This window comes from Nocardia sp. NPDC001965 (assembly GCF_053594175.1).
Genome location: NZ_JBSFDZ010000018.1, coordinates 53121 through 80053, shown reverse-complemented (window position 1 = coordinate 80053; position 26933 = coordinate 53121). Strand labels below are relative to the sequence as shown.

At 67.7% G+C, this 26933-nt stretch carries 30 protein-coding genes and 1 pseudogene; 15 read left to right on the top strand and 16 right to left on the bottom strand.

The window, feature by feature from the left end:
* Nucleotides 1–5 precede the first annotated feature (5 nt).
* A complete protein-coding gene (locus tag ACWCPQ_RS23470; RefSeq protein ID WP_449902318.1) occupies nt 6–1109 on the bottom strand; it encodes an alkene reductase in 1104 nt (367 codons plus the stop codon).
* Nucleotides 1110–1173: 64 nt separating this feature from the next.
* Here ACWCPQ_RS23470 and ACWCPQ_RS23465 point away from each other — a divergent pair, with 64 nt between their 5' ends.
* Nucleotides 1174–1548 carry a MerR family transcriptional regulator gene (locus ACWCPQ_RS23465; protein ID WP_449902316.1) on the top strand — a complete coding sequence of 125 codons (375 nt, stop codon included), beginning with the start codon at nt 1174–1176 and terminating at the stop codon, nt 1546–1548.
* A 179-nt stretch (nt 1549–1727) separates the two neighbouring features.
* Entirely contained in the window at nt 1728–2477 is a 750-nt protein-coding gene (locus tag ACWCPQ_RS23460; protein WP_449902313.1) for a hypothetical protein, read from the top strand.
* On the opposite strand, the gene ACWCPQ_RS23455 is transcribed toward ACWCPQ_RS23460, so the two are convergent.
* Nucleotides 2456–2842 carry a winged helix-turn-helix transcriptional regulator gene (locus ACWCPQ_RS23455; protein ID WP_449902310.1) on the bottom strand — a complete coding sequence of 129 codons (387 nt, stop codon included), beginning with the start codon at nt 2840–2842 and terminating at the stop codon, nt 2456–2458. The genes ACWCPQ_RS23460 and ACWCPQ_RS23455 overlap by 22 nt on opposite strands.
* Nucleotides 2843–2890: 48 nt before the next feature.
* Between ACWCPQ_RS23455 and ACWCPQ_RS23450 the strand changes: the two genes are divergently transcribed.
* Both ACWCPQ_RS23450 and ACWCPQ_RS23445 read left to right on the top strand, forming a co-directional pair.
* A complete protein-coding gene (locus ACWCPQ_RS23450) occupies nt 2891–3880 on the top strand; it encodes an NAD(P)-dependent oxidoreductase (protein WP_449902439.1) in 990 nt (329 codons plus the stop codon).
* Between the two features lie 59 nt (nt 3881–3939).
* Entirely contained in the window at nt 3940–4359 is a 420-nt protein-coding gene (locus ACWCPQ_RS23445) for an acyl-CoA thioesterase (RefSeq protein ID WP_449902307.1), read from the top strand.
* Here ACWCPQ_RS23445 and ACWCPQ_RS23440 read toward each other — a convergent pair.
* The 5 genes from ACWCPQ_RS23440 to hsaA form a co-directional block, all read right to left on the bottom strand.
* Nucleotides 4277–4609, bottom strand: coding sequence for a type II toxin-antitoxin system VapB family antitoxin (locus ACWCPQ_RS23440; RefSeq protein ID WP_449902305.1), 333 nt, complete (start codon nt 4607–4609; stop codon nt 4277–4279). The two genes, ACWCPQ_RS23445 and ACWCPQ_RS23440, sit on opposite strands and share 83 nt — an antisense overlap.
* 78 nt (nt 4610–4687) lie before the next feature.
* Nucleotides 4688–5305 carry a 3-hydroxy-9,10-secoandrosta-1,3,5(10)-triene-9,17-dione monooxygenase reductase subunit gene (hsaB, locus tag ACWCPQ_RS23435; RefSeq protein WP_449902302.1) on the bottom strand — a complete coding sequence of 206 codons (618 nt, stop codon included), beginning with the start codon at nt 5303–5305 and terminating at the stop codon, nt 4688–4690.
* 93 nt (nt 5306–5398) lie between these two features.
* Entirely contained in the window at nt 5399–6298 is a 900-nt protein-coding gene (gene hsaC, locus ACWCPQ_RS23430; protein ID WP_449902299.1) for an iron-dependent extradiol dioxygenase HsaC, read from the bottom strand.
* Nucleotides 6299–6300: 2 nt separating this feature from the next.
* Nucleotides 6301–7179, bottom strand: a complete 879-nt coding sequence (hsaD, locus tag ACWCPQ_RS23425; RefSeq protein WP_449902296.1) for a 4,5:9,10-diseco-3-hydroxy-5,9,17-trioxoandrosta-1(10),2-diene-4-oate hydrolase — start codon at nt 7177–7179, stop codon at nt 6301–6303.
* Complete coding sequence (gene hsaA, locus ACWCPQ_RS23420) at nt 7179–8342, bottom strand: 3-hydroxy-9,10-secoandrosta-1,3,5(10)-triene-9,17-dione monooxygenase oxygenase subunit (RefSeq protein ID WP_449902294.1); 1164 nt, start codon at nt 8340–8342, stop codon at nt 7179–7181. Before hsaA ends, hsaD begins: the two co-directional genes overlap by 1 nt.
* Nucleotides 8343–8556: 214 nt before the next feature.
* Between hsaA and ACWCPQ_RS23415 the strand changes: the two genes are divergently transcribed.
* From ACWCPQ_RS23415 to ACWCPQ_RS23400, 4 genes are all read left to right on the top strand, one after another.
* Nucleotides 8557–9765, top strand: a complete 1209-nt coding sequence (locus tag ACWCPQ_RS23415) for a Rieske 2Fe-2S domain-containing protein (RefSeq protein WP_449902292.1) — start codon at nt 8557–8559, stop codon at nt 9763–9765.
* A gap of 1 nt (nt 9766) precedes the next feature.
* Nucleotides 9767–10096, top strand: coding sequence for a hypothetical protein (locus ACWCPQ_RS23410; RefSeq protein ID WP_449902289.1), 330 nt, complete (start codon nt 9767–9769; stop codon nt 10094–10096).
* Between the two features lie 120 nt (nt 10097–10216).
* On the top strand, nt 10217–10474 hold the full coding sequence (locus ACWCPQ_RS23405; RefSeq protein WP_449902287.1) for a type II toxin-antitoxin system Phd/YefM family antitoxin: 258 nt from the start codon (nt 10217–10219) through the stop codon (nt 10472–10474).
* Nucleotides 10471–10845, top strand: a complete 375-nt coding sequence (locus ACWCPQ_RS23400; protein WP_449902285.1) for a type II toxin-antitoxin system VapC family toxin — start codon at nt 10471–10473, stop codon at nt 10843–10845. Before ACWCPQ_RS23405 ends, ACWCPQ_RS23400 begins: the two co-directional genes overlap by 4 nt.
* Before the next feature lie 121 nt (nt 10846–10966).
* Here ACWCPQ_RS23400 and rsgA read toward each other — a convergent pair whose 3' ends face one another.
* Nucleotides 10967–12013, bottom strand: coding sequence for a ribosome small subunit-dependent GTPase A (rsgA, locus tag ACWCPQ_RS23395; protein WP_449902283.1), 1047 nt, complete (start codon nt 12011–12013; stop codon nt 10967–10969).
* Nucleotides 12014–12254: 241 nt separating this feature from the next.
* The gene (locus ACWCPQ_RS23390; RefSeq protein ID WP_449902282.1) at nt 12255–12602 is read right to left on the bottom strand and encodes a hypothetical protein; all 348 of its coding nucleotides are present in this window, start codon (nt 12600–12602) and stop codon (nt 12255–12257) included.
* A 292-nt stretch (nt 12603–12894) separates the two neighbouring features.
* On the opposite strand from ACWCPQ_RS23390, the pseudogene ACWCPQ_RS23385 reads away from it, so the two are divergent.
* Nucleotides 12895–13449 (top strand): annotated as a pseudogene (locus ACWCPQ_RS23385) (zinc-binding dehydrogenase); the annotation flags it as partial.
* Between the two features lie 244 nt (nt 13450–13693).
* On the opposite strand, the gene ACWCPQ_RS23380 reads toward ACWCPQ_RS23385, so the two are convergent.
* Nucleotides 13694–14449: an SDR family oxidoreductase gene (locus tag ACWCPQ_RS23380; RefSeq protein WP_449902280.1), complete on the bottom strand. Its 756-nt coding sequence runs from the start codon at nt 14447–14449 to the stop codon at nt 13694–13696.
* Nucleotides 14450–14550: 101 nt separating this feature from the next.
* Between ACWCPQ_RS23380 and ACWCPQ_RS23375 the strand changes: the two genes are divergently transcribed.
* Nucleotides 14551–15393: a helix-turn-helix transcriptional regulator gene (locus ACWCPQ_RS23375; RefSeq protein WP_449902278.1), complete on the top strand. Its 843-nt coding sequence runs from the start codon at nt 14551–14553 to the stop codon at nt 15391–15393.
* 11 nt (nt 15394–15404) lie between these two features.
* On the opposite strand, the gene ACWCPQ_RS23370 is transcribed toward ACWCPQ_RS23375, so the two are convergent.
* The 5 genes from ACWCPQ_RS23370 to ACWCPQ_RS23350 all read right to left on the bottom strand — a co-directional run bounded on the left by ACWCPQ_RS23370 (nt 15405) and on the right by ACWCPQ_RS23350 (nt 21181).
* The gene (locus tag ACWCPQ_RS23370) at nt 15405–16457 is read right to left on the bottom strand and encodes an acyl-CoA dehydrogenase family protein (RefSeq protein WP_449902276.1); all 1053 of its coding nucleotides are present in this window, start codon (nt 16455–16457) and stop codon (nt 15405–15407) included.
* Nucleotides 16458–16530: 73 nt separating this feature from the next.
* Complete coding sequence (locus ACWCPQ_RS23365) at nt 16531–17565, bottom strand: acyl-CoA dehydrogenase family protein (protein WP_449902274.1); 1035 nt, start codon at nt 17563–17565, stop codon at nt 16531–16533.
* Entirely contained in the window at nt 17562–18701 is a 1140-nt protein-coding gene (locus tag ACWCPQ_RS23360; RefSeq protein WP_449902271.1) for an acyl-CoA dehydrogenase family protein, read from the bottom strand. Before ACWCPQ_RS23360 ends, ACWCPQ_RS23365 begins: the two co-directional genes overlap by 4 nt.
* Complete coding sequence (locus tag ACWCPQ_RS23355; protein ID WP_449902268.1) at nt 18702–19613, bottom strand: enoyl-CoA hydratase; 912 nt, start codon at nt 19611–19613, stop codon at nt 18702–18704.
* A complete protein-coding gene (locus ACWCPQ_RS23350; RefSeq protein ID WP_449902265.1) occupies nt 19610–21181 on the bottom strand; it encodes a FadD3 family acyl-CoA ligase in 1572 nt (523 codons plus the stop codon). Before ACWCPQ_RS23350 ends, ACWCPQ_RS23355 begins: the two co-directional genes overlap by 4 nt.
* Before the next feature lie 192 nt (nt 21182–21373).
* On the opposite strand from ACWCPQ_RS23350, the gene ACWCPQ_RS23345 reads away from it, so the two are divergent.
* Complete coding sequence (locus ACWCPQ_RS23345) at nt 21374–22534, top strand: acyl-CoA dehydrogenase family protein (protein ID WP_449902436.1); 1161 nt, start codon at nt 21374–21376, stop codon at nt 22532–22534.
* Nucleotides 22531–23328 (top strand): SDR family oxidoreductase, encoded by a 798-nt coding sequence (locus ACWCPQ_RS23340; protein ID WP_449902263.1) that lies wholly within the window; start codon nt 22531–22533, stop codon nt 23326–23328. Before ACWCPQ_RS23345 ends, ACWCPQ_RS23340 begins: the two co-directional genes overlap by 4 nt.
* 209 nt (nt 23329–23537) lie before the next feature.
* On the opposite strand, the gene ACWCPQ_RS23335 is transcribed toward ACWCPQ_RS23340, so the two are convergent.
* Nucleotides 23538–24044: a nitroreductase/quinone reductase family protein gene (locus ACWCPQ_RS23335; protein ID WP_449902261.1), complete on the bottom strand. Its 507-nt coding sequence runs from the start codon at nt 24042–24044 to the stop codon at nt 23538–23540.
* A 372-nt stretch (nt 24045–24416) separates the two neighbouring features.
* On the opposite strand from ACWCPQ_RS23335, the gene ACWCPQ_RS23330 reads away from it, so the two are divergent.
* The 3 genes from ACWCPQ_RS23330 to ACWCPQ_RS23320 all read left to right on the top strand — a co-directional run bounded on the left by ACWCPQ_RS23330 (nt 24417) and on the right by ACWCPQ_RS23320 (nt 26914).
* The gene (locus ACWCPQ_RS23330) at nt 24417–25028 is read left to right on the top strand and encodes a TetR/AcrR family transcriptional regulator (RefSeq protein ID WP_449902258.1); all 612 of its coding nucleotides are present in this window, start codon (nt 24417–24419) and stop codon (nt 25026–25028) included.
* Between the two features lie 42 nt (nt 25029–25070).
* Complete coding sequence (locus tag ACWCPQ_RS23325) at nt 25071–26222, top strand: acetyl-CoA C-acetyltransferase (RefSeq protein ID WP_449902434.1); 1152 nt, start codon at nt 25071–25073, stop codon at nt 26220–26222.
* A gap of 110 nt (nt 26223–26332) precedes the next feature.
* Nucleotides 26333–26914 (top strand): ArsR/SmtB family transcription factor, encoded by a 582-nt coding sequence (locus tag ACWCPQ_RS23320; protein ID WP_449902255.1) that lies wholly within the window; start codon nt 26333–26335, stop codon nt 26912–26914.
* Nucleotides 26915–26933: the final 19 nt, after the last annotated feature.

Here is a 26933-nt window from a genome sequence, read left to right as displayed (position 1 = left end):
CCTCCTCATACCGCGAGTTCCGCGAGGGTCGGATAGTCGGTGTAGCCCTCCGCTCCGCCCACGTACATCAGGTGGGTATCGCGGATCGCGTTGAGCGGTGCGCCGACGCGCAGCCGCTCGACCAGGTCGGGGTTGGCCAGGAACGAGCGTCCCAGGGCGATGTGGTCGGCGCCGACGGCGAGCAGCCGCGTGGCTTCCTCGGCGAGGGCGCGTGGATCACGGGTATCACCGGATTGCGCGGGGTTGGCGATCAGACTGCCCGGCCAGATCTCCCGGAGCTGCCGCAACAGTGGATCGTCCGCGTCGACCCGGACTATGTGCAGATAGGCCAGGCCCAGCGGCGCGAGGGCGCCGACGAGTGCCGGATAGATCGCCGCGGTATCGCCCTCTTCGATCCCGTTGACGGGGTTGGCGGGGGAGATCCGCACACCCACCCGCTCGGGCCCGATCGCCGCCGCCACGGCCTCGACGATCTCCACCGTGAAACGGATCCGGTTCGCCACCGGACCGCCGTAGGCGTCGGTCCGGTGATTGGTGTTGGCGGCCAGGAACTGGTGCAGCAGATAACCGTTGGCGCTGTGTACTTCCACACCCGCGAAACCGGCCTCGATCGCATTGCGGGCAGCGGCGACGAAATCGGCTACGGTCGAGCGGATCTCGTCGACGGTCAGTTCGTGTGGGATCACGGCCGGCTGGTGACCGGACGGCGTGTGCACGGTCTCGGGGAGCGGAACGGATGAGGGCGCGACGGGCAGCAGGCCGCTGTTGTCCGGGTGGCCGACCCGGCCGCCGTGCTGGATCTGCAGGAACATCTGGCCTCCGGCCGCGCGGACTGCTTCGGTGACGCGCCGCCAGCCCGCGATGTGCTCGGGGCGGTGGATACCGGGGATGTTGGCGTAGGTCTGGCCTACCTGGTTCGGAGTCGCGGCCTCGGCGATGATCAGCCCCGCACCGGCCCGCTGCGCGTAGTAGGTCGCCATCAGGTCCGAGGGGGTGCCGTCGGCCTCCGCGCGGTTACGGGTCAACGGTGCCATGACCAGGCGATGCGGCAGTTCGAGGCCGGCCAGGCGGGTGGTGGCGAATAGATCCAGGGGCGCTGTGGTTGTCATGCCTGGACGGTAAGACCTGACATCGATGTGAGGTGCAAGTCCGGAAGCGAACTACGAGGTGGAGATGCGAATCGGAGAACTGGCCCGGCGCACCGGGGTCAGCGAGCGGTCGCTGCGGTACTACGAGGAGCAGCGATTGCTCGCGGCCGACCGTACGCCGGGCGGGCAGCGTGATTATCCGGAACAGGCGATCGATCGGGTCGTGCACATCCAGGAACTGTTCGCGGCCGGACTGTGCAGTAAGAAGATCGTGCAGATACTGCCCTGCATGCGCGATTCCGACGGCGGCGCGAACGAGAAGGCCACCCCCGAACTGGTGGGCGAACTGGAGGTCGAGCGCGCGCGGATCGATCGGATGATCGCCGATCTGCTCCGCTCCCGGGAAGTGCTCGACGAGGTGATCGAACGGGCGGGCGCGAGGTTCGCGGTGTCCGGATGAGACTCGCCGGGCGGTGATGTTCTCCGGCAACTTCTCTACGCAGCCGACAGCCGACAGCCGGTCGCTCGGTGCGCGGCCGCATACCGACGCCCGCGCTGGAGTACTCCGGCGGTTCTGCCGCGATCGCGGCAGTTCGGGCCTACACTCGAGCCCACTGTCCCCGAGTCAGGTGGTGACTCATGGCTTTCGCGGTATGGGTGCGGTCGATTCCGGTCTGTTCGGTGCTGCTGGTGGCAGCGCTGAGCAGTTGTGCGAGTACGAGCGGCGGTGATCCCGGGTCGGTGGTTTCGGCCACCGCGTCGCCGGGCCCGGTCGCAACGTCGACGGTCGCGCAGACTTCGACATCGGAGCGGTCGGATCCGCCTCCCACCGCCGTGGTCTCGCTGGTGGCCGTCGACGCGGCCGGCCAGCCGGCCGACGGTTTCGTCGTCACCGGAACCGCTCCCTCCGGCGAAATCGACTGCGACAAGACCACATCCAGCCGTTCGGCCACCAGCCCCGGTATCTACCGCTGCGGCGCCTCCGCCGACGCCGCCGACGTGTGCTGGGCCAGGACCGCTCGCAGCGAAGTGCTCTGCGCCGACGATCCCTGGAGCCGCGAACTGCGCTGGTACAGCGTGAGCCCCCCACTGGAACCGGTTGGGAAGACCGCTGATCCCGAGCCGTGGGCGCTCGAACTCGCCGACGGCCGGCAATGCCGTATCCGGGTCGGTGGGGCCTGGGGTGGGCGAGCCGACGGGCTGGTCGGTGCCTACTCGTGCACCGGCGGCGCCGAGGTCGTGCTGCAACCCGCCGACGCCCGCACCGCCATCGATACCGCCGCGCCCACCTGGCATGTGTCCATGGGTGAACTCGGTGCCGGTTCCCCGGACCTGCCGCCGCCGACGATCGTGGACGTACGAACGGCCTACTTCGCGGCCGCGTCCTGACCGTAGCTCTCGCTGTGCGGCTGGATACGGGCGGCGCCGATCCGGTCGATACGTTCCCGCCCCCACGCGCCGAGTGGTTCCAGCGCGGCATTGAGTGAGCGGCCGAGTGCGGTGAGCCGGTACTCCACCCGGGGCGGGACCTCCGGGTAGGCCGACCGGTCGATCAGACCGTCCTCCTCCAGCTCGCGCAGCTGCTGGATCAACATCTTCTCCGAGACACCCGGTAGTCCCCGGCGCAGTTCACCGAACCGGCGCACCCCGTAGTTGTCCAGCTCCCAGAGGATCAGGCTCTTCCATTTGCCGCTGATCACATCCATGGCGGCATCGATTCCGCAGAAGTACGGTCCGAATCTTTTCGCGCCCATCCCGGCCTCACTACCTGTTCACATACCTCGTCGTAACCACCGCACCGAATAGTAGGTACTTGCCACGGCATCCCGGGTCGGCGATTCTCGGATACGGCGCGCCGAGCCAGTGTTCACCGGAGCTTCCGCTCCGTCAGCAAGGGAGTCGGCACAGATATGACCGAAAACGAACAGGCCACTGTGGCGGTACTCGGCCTCGGGCCGATGGGCCGGGCCATCGCTTCCGCTCTCGTGAAGAGCGGTAACCCGACCATCGTATGGAACCGCACACCCGGGAAGGACAGTGAACTCGTCGGGCTGGGCGCACAGCGCGCCGCCGATCCGGCCGCGGCTGTAGCCGCCGCCGATCTGGTACTCGTGGTCCTGAGCGATCACGCGTCGGTCCACGCGGTGCTGGAACCGATCGCCGACCGGCTGCGGGGTAAATCGCTGATCGACCTCACCAGCACCGCGCCCGAGGAATCCCGGGAACTCGGCGGATGGGCCGCCGCGCGGGATATCGCCTTCCTGGACGGCGGCATCATGGCGGTCCCGCCGATGATCGGCGGCCCAGGCGCCTCGATCCTCTACAGCGGCGCGGAAGAGGTATTCGAGGGGTTTCGAAAAGACCTCGAAAAGCTCGGTGCGGCGGATTATTTCGGTGCCGATCCGGGCACCGCGGCGCTCTACGATTTCGCGCTGCTCGCCGGCATGTACTCGATGTTCGCCGGGTTCTTCCACGGCGCCGCCATGGTGCGTAGTGCCGGGGTGACCGCCGGGTCCTTCGCGCCGCGCGCGGCGGCCTACCTCACCGCCATGGCCGAACTGCTGCCCGCCTACGCCGCGGTGATCGACAGCGGCGACTACGCCGACGAGGTACAGCCCGCCCGCTTCCACAAACCCGCGTTCGATGCCATCGTGCGTGCGAGTCGCGATGCCGGGGTCGCACTGGACGTGATCGGACCCGTCAAGAACCTCATCGACCGGCAGATCGCCGACGGCCGGGCGGGGGAGGGTCTGGAGCGGATCACCGAGGAACTGGCGGGAAATCGGAGCTAGCACGGCGGCGGTCCCGTCCCGCCACCGAGATTGTCGGTGGCCACCGGCATGATCCGGCCATGGCGTTCAACAACCGTATCGAGGTCCGCGTCTCCGATCTGGATCTCCAGGGCCACGTGACCGGCGCGGCCTACCACCAGTACGCCGACCATTCCCGGTTCGCATGTGTGCAGGCGGCGGGGATCTCGGTGGAACAGATGATCGCCGGGGGCTTCGGCCCGGTCAACCTGGAAACGGTACTGCGGTTCCAGCGGGAACTACGTGGTGGCGACCATGTCGACATCTCGTGCACGTGGGCGTGGGGGACGGGCAAGACCTATCGGGTCGAGCACATCCTCACCCGCCCCGACGGCGAGGTCGCCGCAACGGTTACACACGTCAGCGGTTTGCTCGACCTCACCTCGCGCCGGCTCGTGGCCGACCCGGCCCGGCAGTGGCGCGCGCTGGCGAGCCATCCCGAACTCTTGCAGCTCGGCTAGTCGGATTCCGCAGGCACCCCCGCGGACAGTCCGCTGTGCCGGCCGGGACCAACCATCGGGTCGGTTGCCCGGTGACGGCGGCGATCATGTCGTAGTCGCTTCCGATCCGGTCGAGAAAGGACTGTCGCCGACGGCGCTCGATCGCGCCCTCGAGAGCCGCGTCGACCGTCGCGACCTTGGTGGTGGTACCGAAGATCTCAGCCGCGGCGGCCAATTTCTCGTCGTCTACGTCGATCACGGTTCGTGCCATGGCGCATCACCTCCGGGGAGCCGGAGCCACCCGGAATATCGCACACGGTTGATTTTGATATCGACTGCGATTGCGGCGCTACAACCAGGTGTCCAGAGTCGTGGTGGTGAGGAAATGGTCGAGGTCGGCCCGCCAGGGGGCCGGGGTGGTCTTCTCCGGCTCGATGGCGGTGTACTGGCCGCGGTAGAACAGCAGCGGGCGGCCGTTCGAGGTGGCCGGGGTTTCGGACATGGCCAGGACCCGGCCGATCACGATGAAATGGTCACCGCCGTCGACCACGCTGTCCACCCGGCATTCGATCGTGGCCAGTGAGTTGTCGAGCCGGGGCAGGCCGAGTTCCGAGGTGTGCCAATCGGTTCCGCCGAACTTGTCCGGTTCGCGGGAGCCGAATTTCGCGCAGACCGACTGCTGCTCCTCGGCCAGAACGTTCACGCAGAAATGCCCGTTTGCCTCGATGGCGGCCCAGGAGCGGGACCCCTTGGTCGGGCAGAACAGCACCAGGGGCGGCTCCAGGGAGAGCGCGGCGAAGGACTGACAGGCGAACCCGATGGGGGTATCGCCGTCGGTGAACGTGGTGATCACGGTGATACCGGTGCAGAACTGCCCGAGGATATTGCGGAACTGCCGGGGGTCGATGGTGGTGGCCTCGTCCGTGGTCGCTTCGCCCGCCGGATCAGCTGGTGCCGTCACGTTCATACCGTCCTCGCCTCGTTCGGTGGAGCTGCCGGCGGACGGACCGCCGGATTGCGCCGGGCCCGGTGCGAGTATCGCACCGGGCCCGGCCGGATATCACTTGAAACCCACGCTGAAATCGTGGCCCCACAGGCTGACCGCGGTGGATTCCCGGGCGATCCAGCTGTGATCGTCGACTTCGAGCCCCTCGCAGCCGAATTCGACGTCGAATCCGCCCGGGGTCTTCATATAGAACGACAGCATCTTGTCGTTGATGTGCCGGCCGAGGGTGGCTGACATCTTGACCTTCTTGCGCTGGGCGCGGTCCAGGCACAGGCCGACATCGTCGGAGTTCTCCACTTCGACCATGAGGTGGACGATGCCGGTCGGGTTGGGCAGCGGCAGGAACGCCAGCGCGTGGTGGCGCGGATTGCACCCGTAGAACCGCAGCCAGGCCGGATCGCCGTCCTCTGGACGGCCCACCAGTTGCGGCGGCAGGCGCATGGAATCGCGCAGCCGGAACCCGAGCACATCCTGGTAGAACGCCTGGGCCGCGGCATCGTCGTTGCAGGTCAGGACCACATGGCCCAGGCCCTGTTCGGCGGTGACGAACTTGTGGCCGTACGGGCTGACGAACCGGCGGCCGAGATACTGCGCCCCGTAGAACGCCTCGAGGGTGTTCTCGGCGGGATCCCGGAAGCGGATCATGCCCTCGACCCGCCGCTCGGCGAGCTCCGCTTTGGTGCCCTCCTCGAACGCGACGCCGTTCTTCTCCAGCGTCTCCCGGAGGCGCTGGAGAGCGGGACCGTCGGTGACCTCCCAGCCCGACACCAGCAGCCGGTCCTTCTCGCCGGGCACGATCACCAGCCGGGCGGCGAAATCGTCCATCCGGAGATAGAGCGCATCGGGGTTGTTCCCGTCGCCCTCCATCATGCCGAGCACTTTCAGGCCGTACTCGCGCCAGGCCGCCATATCCGTGGCCTCGATGCGCATGTACCCGAGTGCCTTGATACTCATTGTCACTTCTCCTTGACGCCGAGCAGGAAATCGGTGGCCAGCCGGTTGAACTCGGCGAACTTCTCCAGCTGCGCCCAGTGTCCGCAGCCACCGAAGACGTGCAGTTGCGCGCGCGGGATGTTCTTGAGCGCCACCAGCGCGCCGTCGAGCGGGTTGACCCGGTCCTCGCGACCCCAGATGAGCAGTACCGGCTGACGCAGTTTGTAGGCGTCGCGCCAGAGCATGCCCTTCTCGAAATCGGCGCTCGCGAAGGATTTGCCCATCGCGCGAGTAGCCGCGAGGGCCTCGGGCGTGCTCGCGGAAGCGAAGCGTTCCTCGATGAGCTCCGCGGTGACCAGGGACTGGTCGAACACCATGATCCGCAGGAACGCCTCGAGGTTCTCCCGGGTCGGTTCGTAGTTGAACTTGCCCAGCAGTTTGACGCCCTCGGTGGGATCGGGAGCGAACAGGTTGGTGCTGAGCCCGCCTGGGCCCATCAGGATCAGTTTTCCGGCGCGATCGGGGTAGTCGAGCGCGAACCGTACCGCGGCACCGCCACCGAGCGAATTGCCCAGCAGGTGCACGCGCTCGGAGATCTCCAGGGTGTCGAGCAGATCCTTCAGCGCCGAGGAGCTGTGCACGAAGTACTGCGGATGCTCGGTCGGCTTGTCCGACTGCCCGTACCCGGGCTGGTCCACCGCGATCACATGGAAGTCGCGGGCCAGTACGGGGATATTGCGCGAGAAGTTCGACCACGACGAAGCACCCGGGCCGCCACCGTGCAGCAGCACGATGGTGGGGCCGTTGCCCACCCCGGCCTCGTGATAGTGCAGTTTCAGATCCGGACGAACCTGCGCGAACCGCGAAGTGGACTCGTAGGTGAGTTCGGCGGTGGAGGTCATCACACCATCCCGTCGGAGACCGGGAGCCCGAACTCGTGGGTGCCGTACATGACGTAGGCCCGCTCGGGATCGTTGGAGGCGTGCACCCGACCGGCGTGCGCGTCGCGCCAGAAGCGCTGCAGCGGGGTGCCGTTCACCAGTGCGGTGGCCCCGGAGCTCTCGAAGAGTTTATCGATCGAGGCGATGGCCCGGCCGGTCGCGCGGACCTGGTCGCGCCGGGCGCGGACGCGCAGATCGAACGGGATCTCCTTGCCCTCGAGCAGCAGCGCGTACTCGTCGGCGACATTGCCCGCGAGCTGACGCCAGGCGGCATCGATATCGCTGGACGCCTCGGCGATCCGAACCTTGGTGAACGGATCCTCTTTGGCCTTCTCCCCGGCGTAGGCCGCGCGCAGTCGCTTGCCCTGGTGCTCGACGTGGGCTTCGTAGGCGCCGTACGCCATGCCGACGATCGGTGCGGAGATGGTGGTGGGATGGATGGTGCCCCAGGGCATCTTGTACACCGGGTCGGTGTTGCGCTCCAGCCCGGGAGATTTCAGATCGTTCATCGTCTTGTAGCTGAGGAATCGGTGGGTGGGGACGAATACGTCCTTCACCACGAGAGTGTTCGACCCGGTGCCACGCAGGCCGACCACGTTCCAGACGTCGTCGATCTCGTATTCCGAACGCGGGATCAGGAAGCTGCCGAAATCGACCGGCTTACCGTTCTTGATCACCGGTCCACCGACGAAGGTCCAGTCGGCGTGCCCCGAACCCGAGGACCAGGCCCAGGAACCGCTGACCCGGTAGCCGCCGTCGACCACGGTGCCGGCGCCCATGGGAGCGTAGGACGAGGAGATCCGGACATCGGTGTTCTCGCCCCACACCTCTTGCTGGGCCTCCTGGCCGAAGAGGGCCAGATGCCAGTTGTGCACGCCGATGATCCCGGCGACCCAGCCGGTGGAACCGCAGGCGCTGGCGATCTTGCGGACGGTGTCGTAGAAGACGACCGGATCGGCGGCGTGCCCGCCCCACTGCTTCGGTTGCAACAGCCGGAAGAAACCGGCTTCCTGCAGGTCCTTGATGGATTCCTCGGGAATCTGCCGAAGGTCTTCGGCCTCCTGTGCGCGGGCGCGCAGCGTGGGCAACAGCGCCTCGACCCGTTCGGTCACTTCTCGCGTCATCTTCGGCCCCTGCTCCTGCCTGGTCGTTTGCTAAGCGGTAGTCATCTGCTCACGGCAGAATTTACCTCTGAGACTAGAACAGGTTCTTGTTCATGTCGAGAACCGGTGCCAACGTGGTGCGAATATGCGACATGTGCTGGATGTGGCGCGAATAGCTGGCGCTCGAGGCGCCAGTTTTGTAACGTGTTCTAGTACAGCAGGAGGAGGAATTGCGATGGCAGCAAGCACGCCGGGCGGCGGTGCGAAGGTCCGGGAACTCGATGTCGGCTCGGCCCCCACCCGCTACGCGCGCGGATGGCATTGCCTGGGACTGGCGGAGAATTTCCGCGACGGCAAACCGCATTCGGTGCAGGCGTTCGGAACCAAACTGGTGATATGGGCCGACAGTGCCGACGAGTTGCACGTACTCGACGCCTACTGCCGCCATATGGGCGGCGACCTCAGCATGGGCGAGGTGAAGGGCGACGATATCGCCTGCCCGTTCCACGACTGGCGCTGGGGCGCGAACGGTAGATGCAGCTCGATTCCCTACGCCCGGCGGGTACCGCCGCTGGCGCGGACCCGGCGCTGGACCACTCTCGAACGCAACGGTCAGTTCTTCGTCTGGCACGACCACGAAGGCAACGAACCTCCGCCCGAGGTCACCATTCCGCATATCGAGGGTCCTTACACCGATGCCGACGGCAACCCGGTCGAAGAACTCGACAGCGGCTGGACGCAGTGGACCTGGAACAACCTGCTGATCGAGGGCGCGAACTGCCGCGAGATCATCGACAACGTCGTGGACATGGCGCACTTCTTCTATATCCACTACGCGTTCCCCACCTACTTCAAGAACGTTTTCGAGGGGCACGTGGCCACTCAGTTCCTGGAGACCAAGGGGCGCCCGGATGTCGGTGCGGGCGCAAAGTACGCCGGTGAGCAGCTGTTGAAATCGGAGGCGTCGTATTTCGGCCCCTCCTATATGATCAATCCGCTGATCAACAGCTACGGTGGCTATGAGATCAAAGTCCAGCTGATCAACTGTCACTATCCGGTATCGCAGGATTCGTTCATGTTGCAGTGGGGCCTGACCGTCGAGAAGCCCAAGGGCCTCGACGATGCGACCGCCCAGAATCTTGCGAAGACCATGGCCGATTTCTTCGGCGACGGATTCCTGCAGGACGTGGAGATCTGGAAGCACAAGTCCAAGGTCGAGAATCCGCTGCTCTGCGAGGAAGACGGCCCGGTCTATCAGCTGCGGCGCTGGTACGACCAGTTCTACGTCGATATCGCGGACGTGACCGAGAAGATGACCCAGCGGTTCGAATTCGAGGTCGACACCACGAAGGCGAACGAGGCATGGGAAGCCGAGGTCGAAGAGAACCTGCGGCGCAAACGCGAACAAGAAGCGGACGCCGACCAGGCGGAGGCAGGAGTCTGATATGACCAGCTGGGCGAAAGCACCCGACTTCGCCGACCAGCCCGCCCGGCGGGCCGAGGTGCGGGCCCAGACGGTCGTGGACCAGGAACGGTACCTGGAGGACGGCCTGACACCGCTGCGGTGTCAGGCCTGCCACATCGAGGTACGGGTCCGCAAGAGCAGTTCCCGGCAGACCTCGGTGCAGTGGTCGCAGAACCCCGCCACCCACTGCCCGGTCTTCGCCGAACTGAGTGCCAAGGGCTACGGGCCCGGTCGGCCCGATACCTGCGAACGGTTGCAGAAAACCATCAAATGGGCCGTCGACGAGGGCGTTCTCGAAGTACCCGAGTAAACGGCCGGATTCCACCGGACATCCGTCCGGGCTCGTGTGTGAACGGGAGCCCGGCCCGGTTCGCTGCGGCGCTCTGGGAAAAAGTGCCAGTGGGCTAACCTGTTAGCTAAGGAGGTGGCCATGGCCGGAAACGCGGCGGAGCAGTTCAATATCCACGACGCGAAGACGAACTTGTCGCGAATCGTGGAACGAGTCGAGCGCGGCGAGGAAATCGTGATCAGCCGTGCCGGCCATCCGGTGGCCAAGGTTGTGCCGCTGGTCCGGCGCGCCGACCGTACCGGCCGTGGATCGTTGCGTGGAACGCTCACGCTCGACGCAGACTGGGACTCCGATGAGACGAACGAGGCGATAGCCGACGACTTCGGCATTCCACGGTGAGCTTGCTGCTGGACACCCACGTTGTGCTGTGGTGGCTCGCCGACGATCCGACACTCGCCGACGAGATCAAAGATCGGCTCGATCGCGATCCGGATGTGTTCGTGAGTGCTGTTTCGGTGTGGGAAGTGGCGATCAAGCATTCGGGTGGGAGATTGCACGGGCCGGCCGATCTTCCCGAGCGGGTACGCGACAGCGGTTTCACTCTGTTGCAGATCAATGCAGAACACGCCATCGCGGCCGGTCGGCTGCCGCTGATCCACCGCGATCCGTTCGACCGGATGTTGCTGGCGCAGGCGAGTTCGGAAAATCTGGTGCTCGCCACCCGCGATCCCTGGTGCCGCAAATACGAAGTTCCGACACTGGCGGTCTGACCGTCCGCGGTCCGCGCCGAGGTACGAATACGGCCGCACCTATTTCGTGGTGGTGGCCTCCTTCCGGAGGGTTCGGAAGCAGGCCACACCCGACGATGTTCGTGCGTACCGAAATGCGCGGTCAGCGCCGGTTACCGCGCTCGCGATACATCCGCCGCTGCTCCTTGGCGATACCCCGCCACACCTGGCTGCGCTCGGCCTGCAGTCGTTTGTCCGACCGCGCCTCCATCCAGGCGTTCTCCTTGCCGAGCTTGCGATAACTGCGCAGTCGCCGTTCGGGGACTTCCCCGGCGTCGATCGCCGCGCGGACCGCGCAACCCGGTTCGGCGTCGTGGGCGCAATCGGCGAACCGGCAGCCCGCCGCGAGCTCCTCGATATCGCTGAACGTCCGGCTGATGCCCTCGGCCGCGTCCCACAGACCGATCCCCCGCAGCCCGGGGGTGTCGATGAGGGTGCCCCCGGTGGGCAGCGGCCGCAGCTCGCGATGCACCGTGGTGTGCCGGCCCTTCTTGTCGGCCGCGCGCACCGCGTCGGTGGCGAAGACCTCCGCACCGAGCAACGCGTTGGCCAGGGTGGATTTACCGGCGCCGGAGGGCCCGAGCAACGCCACCGTGCCGTCCAGCACGGCGGTCAGCACATCGAGCCCGAGACCGGCTGTCGCGCTGACCGCAAGGACCGAGGCCCCCGGCGCCACGGCCCGCACCTCGTCGAGCGGTAGGTCCTCGGTGGCGTCGGCTTTGGTGAGCACGGCCACGGGCTGGGCGCCGCTCTCCCAGACCAGGGCGAGCATGCGTTCGATCCGTCCCAGATCCACGTCGCCGTCGGCGGGCGCGCAGATCAGCACGGTATCGACATTGGCGGCCAGTACCTGGCTCTCCGACCGCCCGGACGCGGCCGAACGGGTGATGGCGGTGCGTCGGGGCAGCTGCGCGCGGACATGCGAACGCGCGTCCAGGCTCACCCAGTCGCCGGTGCACAAACCGCTCACCGGCGAGTCCGCGCGTGGACAGGTGGCCCGGGCGGGGCCGGTGGGGGTCACGACATCACATTCGCCGCGATCCATCCGGACGATGCGCGCGGGAACGCAATCGGCTTCAAGGAGGGGGAGACACTGCGCGGCTACGGCTTCAGTCCAGCCGAAAGGGACGAGTGGGTCGAAGTCGACCATCGGAAGAAGATCCTTCGTCGGGCACCGAGCCCGACGGGCTCAGCGAGTGGAATTCGAGAGGGAGAACGACGGGGCGGTACGAACCGATACGGTTCGCCGCGCCACGGCAATCCGGGCGACCGTCACGTTCTCCACCTCCTTCACGACTCGCTGTTTCGGTTACTCTGGCACGCCCCTCGACGCCGCGCAATCCTTTTTCACGGCGATCGCACCGTTACCGGCGGATGCCGCGTCGGGAGGTTCAGGCGACCGCGTAATCGCCGAGCCCGGGTTCGAGCAGATCGAAAACCCGGCCGGCGTCTTCGACCGTCCTGGCCACGATCCGCTCGACGGGGAGCCCGCGCAGGGTCAGCTCCTGGACTCGCTGGAACAGCAGACGGTGGGCGGCACCGAACTGGGCGGCCGCCGCCCGGCGGGTGAGCTCGTCACCGGGCAGGACCGCGCCGAGTGCCTGTTCGCGGAGTTCGTGCAATTCGCGCAGTCTGGCCACCAGCGTGGGACTGTCGGCGATCATGCGGCAGAAGCCGGGGCCGGAAAAACCGGCCAGGGCGTCGGAACGTCTTGCGGCGGCCACGTATTCGTCGCGCAAGGCGGCCAGCGCGGAGATGCCCCGGGCACGGGATGGCCCGACTGCCGGAGTGGTCGGCTCGACACCCGTTTCGGCCCACGGACCGCACGGGTGATCGCTGGTCTTCCCGGCGGCGAAAAGGAAAGGCGGAGTCGTGCGCAGTATCCGGTACAGCGAGAACCTCCGAACCGCAGATGTCCCGCGGCCGGCTCCGGGCCCGGGACAGTTGCTGGTTCGTACCCGGCTGGTGGGTGTCCATCTAGGCCTGGTCCGGCTGCTGCGGACCGGCAGCAGCCACCGGCCCGGCGGAGAGATGGTGGGCACGGTGATCGAGGTCGGCCCCGGACTTCCCGCTACCTGGCTCGGGAAGGACGTGGGTGGTGTGGTTCTCGACGAGGTCTATGCCGACTACGTCCTCGCCGACCCGGCCCTGGTGACCGAACTACCCGCCGAGGCGGACCCCGCCGCCGCGCTCGCGCTGGTGCGCGGCGGCCTGGTGGCGACCGGGGCGCTGCACGCGGCCGGTTCCCTGGCACGGAAATCGGTGCTGGTGACAGCCGCGGCGAGCGGATCCGGTCATCTCGCCGTGCAGCTCGCGCGAATCATGGACGCCGCACGGGTGGTCGGCGCGGCCGGTTCGGCGGACAAGGCCGACTTCGTGCGCGAATGCGGCGCCGACGCCGTACTCGGCTACGACGAGCCGTGGCACGAACGGTTCGATGTGATCGTGGACGGTGTCGGTGGTGCGCTGGTACCGCGGGCGGTCGAAGCGCCGGCGCCGCGCGGGCGACTGGTGGTCTACAGCGCGGGCGGCGGCACGGTGGAGGCGGGAACTCTGCTCGCGGAGCACAAGACCGTAACAGGTTTCTCGATGGGGCTGCTCGCCCGCACCGAGCCGGACTCGTCGACGCCTACCGCGCCGAGCTGTGGCGGCTGCACGCGAGCGGCCGGATCCGCCCGCGCTACACCGTCTACCCGCTCGAACCGATCGCCACCGCGATCGAATCCATCGAGAAGCGCCGGAACACCGGGCGGGTGGCGGTGCGAATGGATACCACCGATCAGGCCGGATTCCCACCGGACCGGCCCCCGGCGGCGTGGGCGGCACCTTTTCACCAAGGCAGCGGTCCGTATTCCGCACTGTCCGCGGCGCCCCAGCGATAGCCCCAGAACTGTCCCGTCGGCCCGTCGTCGGGCAGTGTCGCCAGGTGCACGACCGGTTCGGCGCCCTGCGCGGCGGTGCGGAAACCGGTGTTGCCGTTGAAATCCGTCGCGCAGTAGCCGGGATTGGCCGCATTGACCTTGATCGCGGTATCGCGCAACTCCTTCGCGTACATCAGGGTGATCATCGTCAGCGCGGTCTTCGACGTGGGATAGGTGATGGCCGCCATCGGCCACAGCGGGCCGTCCGGATCGGCGGCCAGCGCCATCGACCCCACCTCGCTCGAGGTGTTGACGATCCGGGCGGCGGTGGCCCGGCGCAGCAGCGGCAGCATCGCGTTCGTGACAGCGACCGGCCCGAACACATTGGTCTCGAATACTTCCCGCAGTGTGTCCGGGGTGGTCGCGGACGGCGTGCCGTCACCGTCGAGCCGGCCGGGGATACCGGCGTTGTTCACCAGGATGTCGAGGTGTCCGAACTCGGTGTCGATACCGGACGCCGCGACGGCGATGGAATCGGCATCGGTCACATCCAGCCGGAGGAACCGGGCGTCCCCGCCGCCCGCGGCCAGCTTCTCGGCGGCCGCCCGGCCGCGGCCGGAATCGCGGGCACCGATCAACACGGTGGCTCCCCGTTCGGCGAGCAGGCGGGCGGTTTCGAATCCGATGCCCCGGTTGGCTCCGGTGATCAAGGCGATTGTCGTCATGGGCAGAAGGTTCCATCGGCGGGCGCCGGGCAGGGAGTCCCGGGCGAACGTGGTATCGGCTGTACCACGCTGGACAGGGCCGGACAGCCCAGAATGGGACGATGACCGACGCCATCGCTATCGCCGCGTTCCTGCGGGCCCGGCGCGACGAACTGCGTCCGCGCGATGTGGGGCTCCCCGAGACGGGCCGGCGGCGTACTCCGGGGTTGCGCCGCCAGGAGGTCGCGCAGCTGGCTGGTATCTCGGTGGAGTACTACGTGCGGCTGGAACAGGCGCGTGGGCCCCGGCCGTCGGAGCAGGTCCTCGGTGCGCTGGCCCGGGCGCTGATGCTCACCGGTGACGAACGCGCCTATCTGTACCGGACGGCGGGCTATCGGGCGCCGGATATCGTCGGCCCGAACCGGATCGTGTCCGCGGCTGTGCGCACGATTCTCGACGCAATGGTGCCGCTTCCCGCCTATATCGTCGACGCCGCCTACGAAGTGCTGGCCTGGAACCGGTGTGCGGTTCCCTTCATCGGCGATCTCGCCACCCTGCCGGGGTCCGAACGCAATATGGTCCGCTGGATCTTCCGGCAGCCCGCGGACGATCCGAGATGGGACGACGAGGAGATCCTGTCCTTCGCCCGGACCACGGTCGCCGATCTGCGCGCCACCTGTGCTCGATATCCGGGAAATCCCTCGGTGACCGGCTTGGTGACCGAACTGCTCGCTACCGCACCGCGGTTCGCGCAGTTGTGGGCCGCCCAGGACGTCGCGGTGCGGCGCACCCATCGCAAGCAGGTGCCCCACCCGGATCTGGGGCAGCTCGACTTCGAATGTCAGGTGCTACACGTACCGGATACCGACCAGCGGATGATCGTGTACTGCGCGAGTCCCGGATCGCCGACCGGCTCGGCCTTCCGGCGGGTAGCCGAGGCGGCCGAGCCGGCGGTGAGTCGATGAACGCTGTGCCGTCAGTGGTCGACCAGCGGCCGGCGCGGAACACCGAAGAGTTCGGCGTCGCCGTGGGCGCGTTTGAAGTACAGGTGCGCGTCGTGTTCCCAGGTGATGGCGATGCCGCCGTGCAGCTGCACGGTTTCCGACGCGATCTCGGAGAACGATTCCGAGCACTGCCGCCGAGCGACCCAGACATCCTCCGGCGCCGAAGCGGCATCCTCGGCCACTGCGAAGGTGGCGGCCAGCGACGCGGATTTCGCGGACTCGGCGAGTACGTACATATCGGCCATCCGGTGTTTGAGGGCCTGGAAGCTGCCGATGGCCCGGCCGAACTGCACCCGTGACTTCGTGTACTCCACGGTCGCTTCCAGGCAGTACTCGGCGGCACCCACCTGTTCGGCGGCGACGGCGGCCCAGGCGATCCGGTGCAGCCGTTCGATGATCGGCCCCGGATCCGCATCGCCCAGCCGGCGGCCGGGAGTCGCGGTGAAGGAGATCTCGGACAGGGCCCGCGAGGGATCCATGGCGGCGACGCGGCGCCGTTCGACACCGGTGGCGGCCGGGTCCACCTCGAACAGGCCGGTTCCGGTGACCACGATCAGGGTGTCGGCGACGGTGCCGTCCAGCACGTAGTGCGCCGTTCCGTCGAGGGTGTCGCCGTCGGCCCGGACCCCGAAATCGTCCCAGCCTTTCGCCGAGGCCCAGCAGACGGCGAGCGTGCCGCTCCCCTCGGCGACAGCGGGGAGCAGACGCGCGCAGGCCTCGGTGTCCCCGGAGAGCAGCACCGCCTGCGCCCCCAGCACAGCCGATCCGAGCATCGGCACATCGGCGAGGGTCCGGCCGAGTTCACCGACCACCAGCAGGGATTCGGCCAGTCCCGCACCGAACCCGCCGAACTCCTCGGGTATGGCCAATGCGGCCACCCCGACCTGTTCGCACAATTGCGCCCACAGCTGCGGGTCGTAACCCAGTTCGGTGTCCATGGCCTTGCGGATACCGGCCCGGGCGTCCCGTTTGGTCAGCAGTCCCCGGACCGCCGTCACCAGCTCCTGCTGTTCCTCGCTGATCATCTCTTCTCCCGTGTCTTCCGGACGGACACCGGCAGCGCATCCGTCCGTTGTCGCCGCTGCCTGCTGGTTCTGGTCAGGTGAGCGCGCCCGACGGGTCGGCCGCGGCCGGGGCGCGCAGGGCGTCGGCCACCCGGCCCCGATGCAGATCCGGGGTGCCCCAGGCGGTGCGCAGGGCGGTGACCCGGGTCAGCCACAGCGACAGATCGTATTCGGCGGTGTAGCCGATGGCGCCGTGTACCTGCAGGGCGCTGCGCGCCGCCCGGTAGGCGGCGTCGGCGCAGGCCACGGCCGCGGCGGAGGTGTCGCGGGCCCGGTTGGGGGTCGCGGTGGTCAGCGCCGCCCGGTACAGCAGTGGTTCGGCCAGATCGAGGCCGATGAAGACATCCGCCAGTTTCTGTTTGAGGGCTTGGAACTCACCGATCGGCCGACCGAACTGCTTGCGCTGTTTCACGTATTCGGTGGACGCATCGAGCAGCGCCTTGCCGGCACCGAGCAGCAGCGCGGCGTTGGCCAGGACGCCGGCGTCGAACCCGGCCGCGGCGGCCGCGGCCACCTGCGGGCCCTCGGCCACGAGCTCCTCGGCCTCGACCACGAACAGCCGGCGTGCCGGGTCCACGGAGCGGACCTGTTCCCTGATCCGGCCGGTGCTCACCCGATCACCGTCGACCAGCAGGACGAGGTCGACCCGGTCGGCGTCCACGGCCACCGCTCGACCGCCGCGACCGCGCAAGGCCACGGTGGCCGCGAGCGTGCCCTCGGAAATACCCGGCAACCAGCGCCGGGCGGGTTCCTGGTCGGTGGCCGCCAGCGCCTGCAGCAGCGCGGGAACGGCCGCGGCCGATTCCACCAGCGGTCCGGCCGCGGCGGCGCGGCCGATCTCGACGAAGGCGACTATCTGGTCGAGCGGTTCGGCGGCGAGGCCGCCGAATTCCTCACCGATGGTCAGGCCGAATGCCCCGGCGGCGGCCAACTGTTCGATCAGCGCGCGGCCGGGCGCCGGATCGTCGGCACTCCACGCCCGCACCGCGGCGGTGGTGGAACCGGATTCGAACAGTTTGCGGATACTGGCACCGAAGTCGAGATGCTCCGGGCTGAGCGCGAATTTCATCGGCTGCTTCCCCTCGGTAGGCCGAGGAGCCGCTCGGCGATGATGTTGCGTTGGATTTCATTGGTGCCGGCGTAGATCGGGCCGGACAGTGAGAACAGATAGCCGTCGGTCCAGCGGCTCTCCTGCTCGGCCTCGGCGCCCAGCAGCTCCAGTGCGGTCTCGTGCATCGAGATATCCAGCTCGGACCAGAACACTTTGGTGATCGACGATTCGGCACCGAGTTTGCCGCCCTCGTTCAGGCGGGTGACGGTGCCGAAGGTGTGCAGCCGGTAGGCCTCGCTGCCGATCCAGCCATCCACCACCGCGTCCCGGGCGGCAGTGCCGGTATCGCCGCGCTCGGTCCACAGGTCGATCAGCCGCTGCGCGGTCGCGCTGAACCGGCCGGGGCTGCGCAACGAGAGACCGCGTTCGTTACTGGAGGTGCTCATAGCCACCCGCCAGCCCTCGTTCGGGGCACCGATCACATCGCTGTCCGGGACGAACACATCGTCGAGGAAGATCTCCGCGAAACCCGGTTCACCGTCGAGTTGGGGGATCGGGCGCACGGTGACACCGTCGGCGGTGAGCGGGAACATCAGATAGGTGAGACCGCGGTGCCGTTCGGCGGTGGGGTCGCTGCGGAACAGGCCGAAGGCCCAGTCGGCGAATGCCGCGCGCGAACTCCAGGTCTTCTGGCCGCTGAGCAACCAGCCGCCGTCGGTGCGTTTGGCGGTGGACCTGATACCGGCCAGATCGCTGCCGGCTTCCGGTTCCGACCATGCCTGCGCCCAGATATCGTCGCCGCGCGCCATCCGCGGCATGATCCGCGCCAGCTGCTCGGGTGTGCCGTGTTCGAACAGGGTGGGGGCCAGCAGGAAGATACCGTTCTGACTCACCCGGCCGGGCGCGCCCGCCGCGTAGTACTCCTGTTCGAAGAGCACCCATTCCAGCAGTGACGCGTCGCGCCCGCCGAACTCGCCCGGCCACGACACCACCGACAACCGGGCCTCGGCCAGGGTGTGCTCCCAGGCGCGATGGGCTTCGAACCCGGCTTCGGTGTCCATGGACGGCAGAGGTTCCGGTGGAACGTTCACGGCCAGGAATTCGCGGACCTCCCGCTGGAATTCCCGGGTGCCTTCGTCGAGATCGAGGTCCATTCAGTCTTTCCCATCAGTTTTCTTCGCGGCGGCCGAACTCGCCTGCGCCATCGTTTTGGCGTTCATACCGCCCAGTGAATCCGTGCCGACCTCGGCATTGTGCGCATGTGCGAAATGGTGGAGGCCGAACACGGAGTCCATACCGGCGCGCATACCCATGAGATCCTCGGACTGGTTGACCGCTTTCTTGGTCAATGCCAGCCCGAACTGCGGCATGGCGGAGATCTTCTCGGCCAGCGCCATGGTCTCCGATTCCAGTTCGGCGCGCGGTACGACCCGGTTGACCATGCCCCATTCCTTGGCCTGGTCGGCACCGAAACGGTCGCCGGTGAACAGGAACTCCTTGGCCGCGCGCGGACCCATCACCCACGGGTGGGCGAAGTATTCGACGCCCGGAATTCCCATGCGCACGACCGGATCGGAGAAGAACGCGTCGTCGGCGGCGATGATCATGTCGCAGACCCAGGCCAGCATGAGCCCGCCCGCGATACAGGCGCCCTGCACCATGGCGATCGTCGGCTTGGGGATCTCCCGCCAGCGGCGGCACATACCCAGATAGACCTCTGTCTCGCGGGCGAACCGCTGGTCGCCGCCGGGCCGGTCCACATGGTCCCACCACAGTGCGGCCTTGTTCGGGTACTTCACGTGATGGTCGCGGCCGGGGGTACCGAGGTCGTGACCGGCGCTGAAGTGCTTCCCGTTTCCGGCCAGCACGATGACCTTGACGTCGGGGTCGGCCACCGCCCGTTCGAACGCGGCGTCGATGGCGTAGGTCATCACCGAATTCTGCGCATTGCGGTAATCCGGGCGGTTCAGGGTGACCACCGCGATCGCGCCGCGGCGTTCGTAGGTGACCACATCCGGCTCGTAGGGAATACTCCCGGCGGTGTCGGCGGCCCCGTTGTCCGTCATTGCGAATTCTCCTCACGTAGCTGGCGTTTGAGCACCTTGCCGCTGGCGTTGTAGGGCAGTTCGTCGCGGAATTCGACGAAGCGGGGCACCTTGAAATTGGCCAGTGCTTTGGTGGCGTAGGAGAACACCTGGTCCTCGGTGAGCGAAGCGCCCGGTTTCCGGACGATAAAGGCCTTGCCCACCTCGCCCATCCGGGTATCCGGCACGCCGACCACCGCGGATACCGCGACACCGTCCAGCCGGGCCAGTGCCTGTTCGATCTCGGCGGGATACACATTGAAGCCGCCGCTGACGTACATGTCCTTGAGGCGGTCGGTGATCTTCAGATATCCGCGGTCGTCGATCTCGCCGATATCGCCGGTGTGCAGCCAGCCGTCGGGGTCGACGGTTTTCGCGGTGCTCTCCGGATCGTCCAGATAGCCGAGCATCGTATTGGGTCCGCGCAGCAGTACCTCGCCGACCTCGCTGAGTTTCAGCTCGAACCCGGCCATGGCCCGGCCGCTGGACGCGGAGATGGTCTCGGCATCGTCGTCGACCCGGCACATGGTGGCGAAACCGCTGGATTCGGAGAGCCCGTAAGCGGTGAGCACCACATCGAAATCCAGTTCCGATCGCATCCGTTCCACCAGGACGACCGGTACCGGCGCGGCCCCGGTGATCGCCACCCGCAGGCTGTCCAACCGGTACTCGCCGCGGTCCGGGAAATCCAGGATCGACTGGTAGATGGTGGGCGGGCCGGGCAGGACGGTGATCTTCTCCTGATCGATGAGCCGCATGGTGGTCGGCACATCGAAGACGATCTGCGGGACCATGGTCGCCCCGGTGAGCAGGCAGGCGATGATTCCGGCCTTGTAGCCGAAGCTGTGGAAGAACGGGTTGACGATCAGGTAGTTGTCGTCGCTGTTCAGCGTGGCGCATTCGGTCCAGCCGCGGACCGCGGACAGGGTCTGGCGGTGCGCGATCAGCACGCCTTTGCTGCGCCCGGTGGTGCCGGAGGTGAACAGGATGTCGGACAGATCCTCGGGGCTGATCGATTCGGCGTGTTCCCGGGCCTGTTCGCGGCTCACGCCGGCACCGGCCGCCTCCAGATCCGACCAGTTCAGCGCGTCGCCGACCGCCTCCTCGGTGCCTTCGACCGGGAGTACGACCACGGTGTCGATCCGCAGATCCGGCGCGGCCGCGCGCAGTTCGGCGAGCCGGTCCCGTTTCAGGAAGGTGCCGGCGATGAAGAGCGCTTTGGCATCGACCCGCCGCAGCACATCGGCGACCTCGTCGGCGACGTAGCGGGTGTTGAGCGGGACCAGAGTGGCGCCCGCGTAGTGCGCGCCCAGGGCGGCGATCACCCAGTGGTGGGTATTGGGCGACCAGATACCGATGCGGTCTCCGGTGCGGATACCGCGGGCGAGCAGCGCGCGTGCCACGTCCTGTACCTGTCCGAGCAGCTGGTTCCAGTCGAGCCGGACCGGGCCGTCGGCAAGTGCCGGCGCCGCGCCGTAGCTCCGGGCGGCGGCGTGCAGGGCCAGGGGGGTGGTCCGGTCCGTCGGTGGTGTGTGCGCAGGGGTTGTCACGGGTGTCCTCGATGTCGTGCGGCCGTGGGCGGTGCGCGGTCTGCGAGTTGCGGTCTACAAAGCAAGTGCTTGGTAGGTTATCCTACCGGCGTGGGTGCTATCCAGACCTCAGAATCCGGTACCGGTCGCGACGGCGGACGGCAATCGGCCGAACCCGCCGCCCGGGCGCGGCCGACGGCCGAGCGGACCAGCGTGGCCGCCCTGAACGACGGCGAATTCGCCGATCAGGTGCGGAGCTGGCTCGACGAGCAGCTCAACGGAGAATTCCGGGAACTGCGCGGGCTCGGCGGACCCGGCCGCGAACACGAGGCATTCGACGAACGCCTGGAATGGGACCGCGCGCTGGCGGCCGCCGGCTGGACCTGTCTGGGCTGGCCGGTGGAATACGGCGGTCGCGATGCCAGCGTCGCGCAGCAGATCATCTTCCACGAGGAGTACGCGAAGGCGAACGCGCCCGCGCGGGTCTCCCATGTGGGTGAGGAGCTGCTCGGGCCGACACTGCTGGCCTTCGGCACCGACGCGCAGCGTGACCGCTTCCTGCCGGGGATCCGCACCGTCACCGAACTGTGGTGCCAGGGGTACTCCGAACCGGGCGCCGGTTCCGATCTCGCCGCGGTCGCCACCTCGGCCCGGCTCGACGGCGACCAGTGGTCGATCAACGGGCAGAAGATCTGGACTTCGCTGGCGCACGTGGCCGACTGGTGTTTCGCCGTCTGCCGCACCGAACCGGGCTCCAAACGTCACAAAGGTCTTTCGTATCTGCTGGTACCGATGGATCAGCCGGGTATCGAGGTTCGCCCGATCGTCCAGCTCACCGGCACCTCCGAATTCAACGAGGTGTTCTTCGACAACGCCCGCACCGACGCCGACCTGGTCGTCGGCGAACCGGGCGACGGCTGGCGTGTGGCCATGGGCACTCTCAATGTCGAACGCGGTATCTCCACGCTCGGCCAGCAGATCCGCTTCGCCCGGGAACTCGCCGCGATCGAGAATCTGGCCCGCGAATCCGGTGCCCTCGACGATCCGCTGCTCGCGGAGAAGATAGACCGGGCCTGGGTGGGGCTGCGGGTGCTGCGCGCGCACGCGCTGCGCACCATGGCCGAGACCGCGGACGACGGTGGTCAGGCCTCGGTGGGCAAACTGCTGTGGGCGAACTGGCATCGCGGGCTCGGCGAACTCGCCATGGCGGTACGCGGTGCCGCCGGACTGGTCGCCGCGGACGGCGATCTCGACGAATGGCAGCGGCTGTATCTGTTCACCCGCGCCGATACGATCTACGGAGGTTCGAACGAAGTGCAGCGCAACATCATCTCCGAGCGGGTGCTCGGCCTGCCCCGTGAGGCCCGGCAGTGAGCGGGCCGCTGTCGGTCGCGCCCCAGCAGACCCCGGCACACGGACTGCTCACCGGCCGCCGGGCCGTGGTCACCGCTGCCGCCGGTACCGGGATCGGCTCCGCGACGGCTCGCCGGCTGCTCGCCGAAGGCGCCGATGTGGTGGTCTCGGACTGGCACGAACGCCGGTTGGCGGCCACCCGGGCCGAACTGGCCGAGGAATTCGCCGACCGGGAAGTCGCCGCGATCGTTTGTGATGTGACCAGCACGGGGCAGGTCGACGAACTGGTGCGCGGTGCGGCCGGTGCGCTCGGCGGAGTCGATATCTTCGTCAACAATGCCGGGCTGGGCGGTGAGACGCCGGTGGTCGATATGACCGACGAACAGTGGGACCGGGTGCTCGACATCACGCTCAACGGCACCTTCCGCTGTACTCGCGCCGCGCTCAACTATTTCCGCGACGCGAAACACGGCGGCGTCATCGTCAACAACGCCAGCGTGCTCGGCTGGCGGGCCCAGTACGGTCAGGCGCACTATGCCGCCGCCAAGGCCGGAGTGATGGCGCTGACCAGGTGCAGCGCGGTGGAAGCCGCCGAACTCGGGGTCCGGATCAACGCGGTCTCGCCGAGTATCGCCCGGCACGCCTTCCTGGACAAGACCAGCTCCACCGAACTGCTCGACCGGCTCTCCGAACGGGAGGCCTTCGGTCGTGCGGCCGAACCGTGGGAGGTGGCGGCCACCATCGCGATGCTCGCCAGCGACTACACCACCTACCTCACCGGCGAGGTGGTCTCGATCAGCAGCCAGCGCGCCTGAGCGCTGTGGTCCGGGGCCGGTCCCGTGACCGGCCGGATATCGGCCCGGGGCTGCCGGGCCGATATCGGCTACCGCACGGCCCGGCCGGTATCGGTGCACACACAAAGGCCCACGCCGGCACCGGCGCTGCCGGGCTCGGCGACGAGCCGTGGCGGGGACTGCCGGGTCCGAGGCCACCGGAAGGCGGCCGTAGGAGATGTCGAGGTCGGTCAGGCGCGGGTCAGCGCGAAGATGCGCAGCTCACGGTCGGTACGACCCCGATAGGCGGCATACGCGCCGGTGATCTCTACGAAACGCTCGAAAACAGATTCCGCTTCCGGACCCTCGACCCGGGCGGCGGTGACCGGGATACGTTCGCCCGCAATGGACACGGTCGCGCTCGGCTCGGCGAGCAGATTCGCCGTCCACGCCGGGTGGCGGGCACCGCCGAAATTGCTGCCGATGACATAGAGCGTGGCGCCGTCGTGCACGCACAGCAGCGGCTGGGTGCGCGGTTGCCCGGACCGGCGGCCCGTCGTGGTCAACAGGATCACGGGTGCGCCGACCGGCCCGAGCACTGTGTAGCGGGCGCCGGTGCGCTCCAAGACCTTTCGATCCAGTGGGGTGAGAGCGCGGATCACCCGGGAGCCGATCTTCGTGCCGGCGAACCTGTCGGCCGCGTGGGCCAGCGGGCTCTCCGGGGAGCCCCACTGTCGCTGCGGGAACGGCGTCGTCATACGCCGGAATATACCGGCGCGGCCGTCGTGTCCAGCGGGGCCGGTCCGAGCGCGGCCGGCTCGCCGTGGTTCGGCCGGGTGCGCCGCGGCACCGGACCGACGTGGGGATTTCCGGTGTGCGGGCCAGCGCACGGGATCAACCCGGTTCGAATATTTCTATGTGGTGGAACCGGTTCCGGATCTGTTGCGTCCAAAAGATCGGAAGCAGTGCGGAGTTCGTGCTTCTTCCGAGATATGGGCCCGAGGGGTCCGGCTCCGACAGGAGGGGGGAGCCGGAAACCTCGGGCCTTCTCGCCGGTATCGTCTCGGCCTCGCGGGCTAGGTATCGTTACCGCCATTTACCAAGCAAATGCTTGGTTGTATCATGGCGGGGTGACCGCACCCGACCCTTCGAAATCGGCCCGGCGAACCGAACTACTGGACCTGGCGGCCGAGCTGTTCGCCGAACGGGGCGTGCGCGCCACCACGGTGCGTGATATCGCCGACGCGGCCGGCATCCTCTCCGGCAGTCTCTACCACCATTTCTCCTCGAAAGAGGGCATGGTGGACGAGATCCTGCGCGGATTCCTGGACGAGTTGTTCGGACGCTACCGCGAGATCGTCGCCGCCGGGCTGAGTTCACGCGCCACCCTCGAAGCTCTGGTACTGGCCTCCTATGAGGCTTTCGACCGCTCACACGCTGCCGTGGCCATCTACCAGTCCGAGGCCAAACGCTTGCGTGCCGCCGAACGGTTCGCCTATATCGACGACTACAACCGTGAATTCCGCGAACTCTGGCGGCGGGTCCTCACCAGCGGTGTCGCCGACGGCAGTTTCCGCGCCGAACTCGATATCGATCTGGCCTACCGCTTCCTGCGCGACACGGTCTGGGTCGCGGTCCGCTGGTATCGGCCGGGCGGCGGTTCGGTCACCGTCGACACCCTCGCGAAGCAGTACCTCACCATCGTGCTCGACGGGCTCACCGTGCCGGGCCACACCGATTAGGAGAAATCCATGGCAACAGCTGCCCGCCGCCCCTATACGCCGCTGAGCGAGGCGTATGTGATCGACGCGGTGCGCACCCCGGTCGGTAAGCGCAACGGCGCGCTCGCGCAGGTCCACCCGGCCGATCTCGGTGCCGCCGCGCTCCAGGGCCTGCTCGGGCGCAATTCGATCGATCCGGCGCGGGTCGACGATGTGATCGTCGGCTGTGTCGACAATGTCGGCCCGCAGGCCGGCAATATCGGCCGCACCATCTGGCTGGCCGCCGGGTATCCGGAAGAGGTGCCGGGGGTCACCGTCGACCGTCAGTGCGGATCCAGCCAGCAGGCCATCAATTTCGGCGCCCAGGCGATCATGAGCGGTACCGCCGAGGTCATCGTGGCCGGTGGCGTGCAGAACATGAGTGCCATCCCGATCTCCGCCGCCATGATCGCGGGTAAGGAGTACGGCTTCGATTCGCCGTTCGTCGGCGCCGAGGGCTGGGATCACCGCTACGGCACCGGTGAGGTGTCGCAGTTCCGCGGCGCGCAGATGATCGCCGAGAAGTGGGGGATCAGCCGCGAGGATATGGAGCAGTGGGCGCTGCGCAGCCACGAGCGCGCCCGGGCCGCCATCAAAGCGGGCCGGTTCGACAACGAGATCGTGCCGGTGGGGGATTTCTGGATCGACCAGGGTCCGCGCGAGACCAGCCTGGAGAAGATGGCCTCGCTGCCCGCGCTGGAGGAGGGCAGCCCGCTCACCGCCGCCGTGGCCTCGCAGATCTCCGACGGTGCCAGCGCCACACTGCTCGCCTCGGAGTGGGCGGTCCAGGAATACGGCCTGACCCCGCGCGCCCGCATCATCCACGTCAGCGCCCGCGGCGCCGACCCGCTGTACATGCTCACCGCGCCCATCCCGGCCACCAAGTGGGCGTTGGAGAAGACCGGCCTGACCATCGACGATATCGATGTGGTCGAGATCAACGAGGCTTTCGCCCCGGTGGTGCTGGCCTGGTTGAAAGAAACCGGCGCCGATCCCGAGAAGGTGAACGTCAACGGTGGCGCGATCGCCCTGGGCCACCCGCTCGGCGCGACGGGCGCGAAACTCTTCGCCTCGCTGCTCAACGAACTCGAGCGCATCAACGGCCGCTACGGGCTGCTCACCATCTGTGAGGGCGGCGGCACCGCCAACGCGACAATCATCGAACGCTGTGTTTGATCTGCGGCGGCGCGGGGTCGAGGCCCCCTTGGTCTCGCCGTTCGGGCCTCGGGACTCGCGCCTGCGGCGCATGCGCTTCGAGGCCTGAACGGCGAGACAGGCCTCGACCCTTGTCCGAGGAGATACCACCCAGGGAGATCGCCGATCCGGCCGCGCTCCGCGCGCTGGCGCATCCCTTACGTCAGCGACTCCTGCGCGCGCTCGCCGAGAACGGCCCCGCGACGTCCACCGCGCTCGGCGCGCTGCTGGGCGAGAGCACCGGAGCGACCAGCTACCACTTGCGACAGCTCGCCGAACACGGGTTCATCGAGGAGGCTCCCGAGTTGGCGAAAGGGAAGGAGCGGTGGTGGCGTTCGCCGGCCAAGGATCTGCGGTACCGGATGGATCGCGAACAGTCCCCGGAGGTACGCGAGCTGCTGGAACGGCTGTTCGCGCAACACCTCGCCGACGATATCGAGATGTTCCGGCGGTTCGAGGCCGAACGCGCGGAGATGGGTGAGTGGGCGGACCTCATGCCCTTCTCGCGGGGCGCGATCTATGCGACGCCCGCAGAAATCGAGGAATTCTTCGAGGACTACCTGGCGCTGCTGAAGCGTTTCCAGGCGACCCACCAGCGGGACCGGCCCGGCACCCGCCGCGTACTGACTCGTTTTCTCGCTTTCCCCGCGCCCGACGCGACCTCGGCCGAGTAGGACCACGATGCTCTCGACA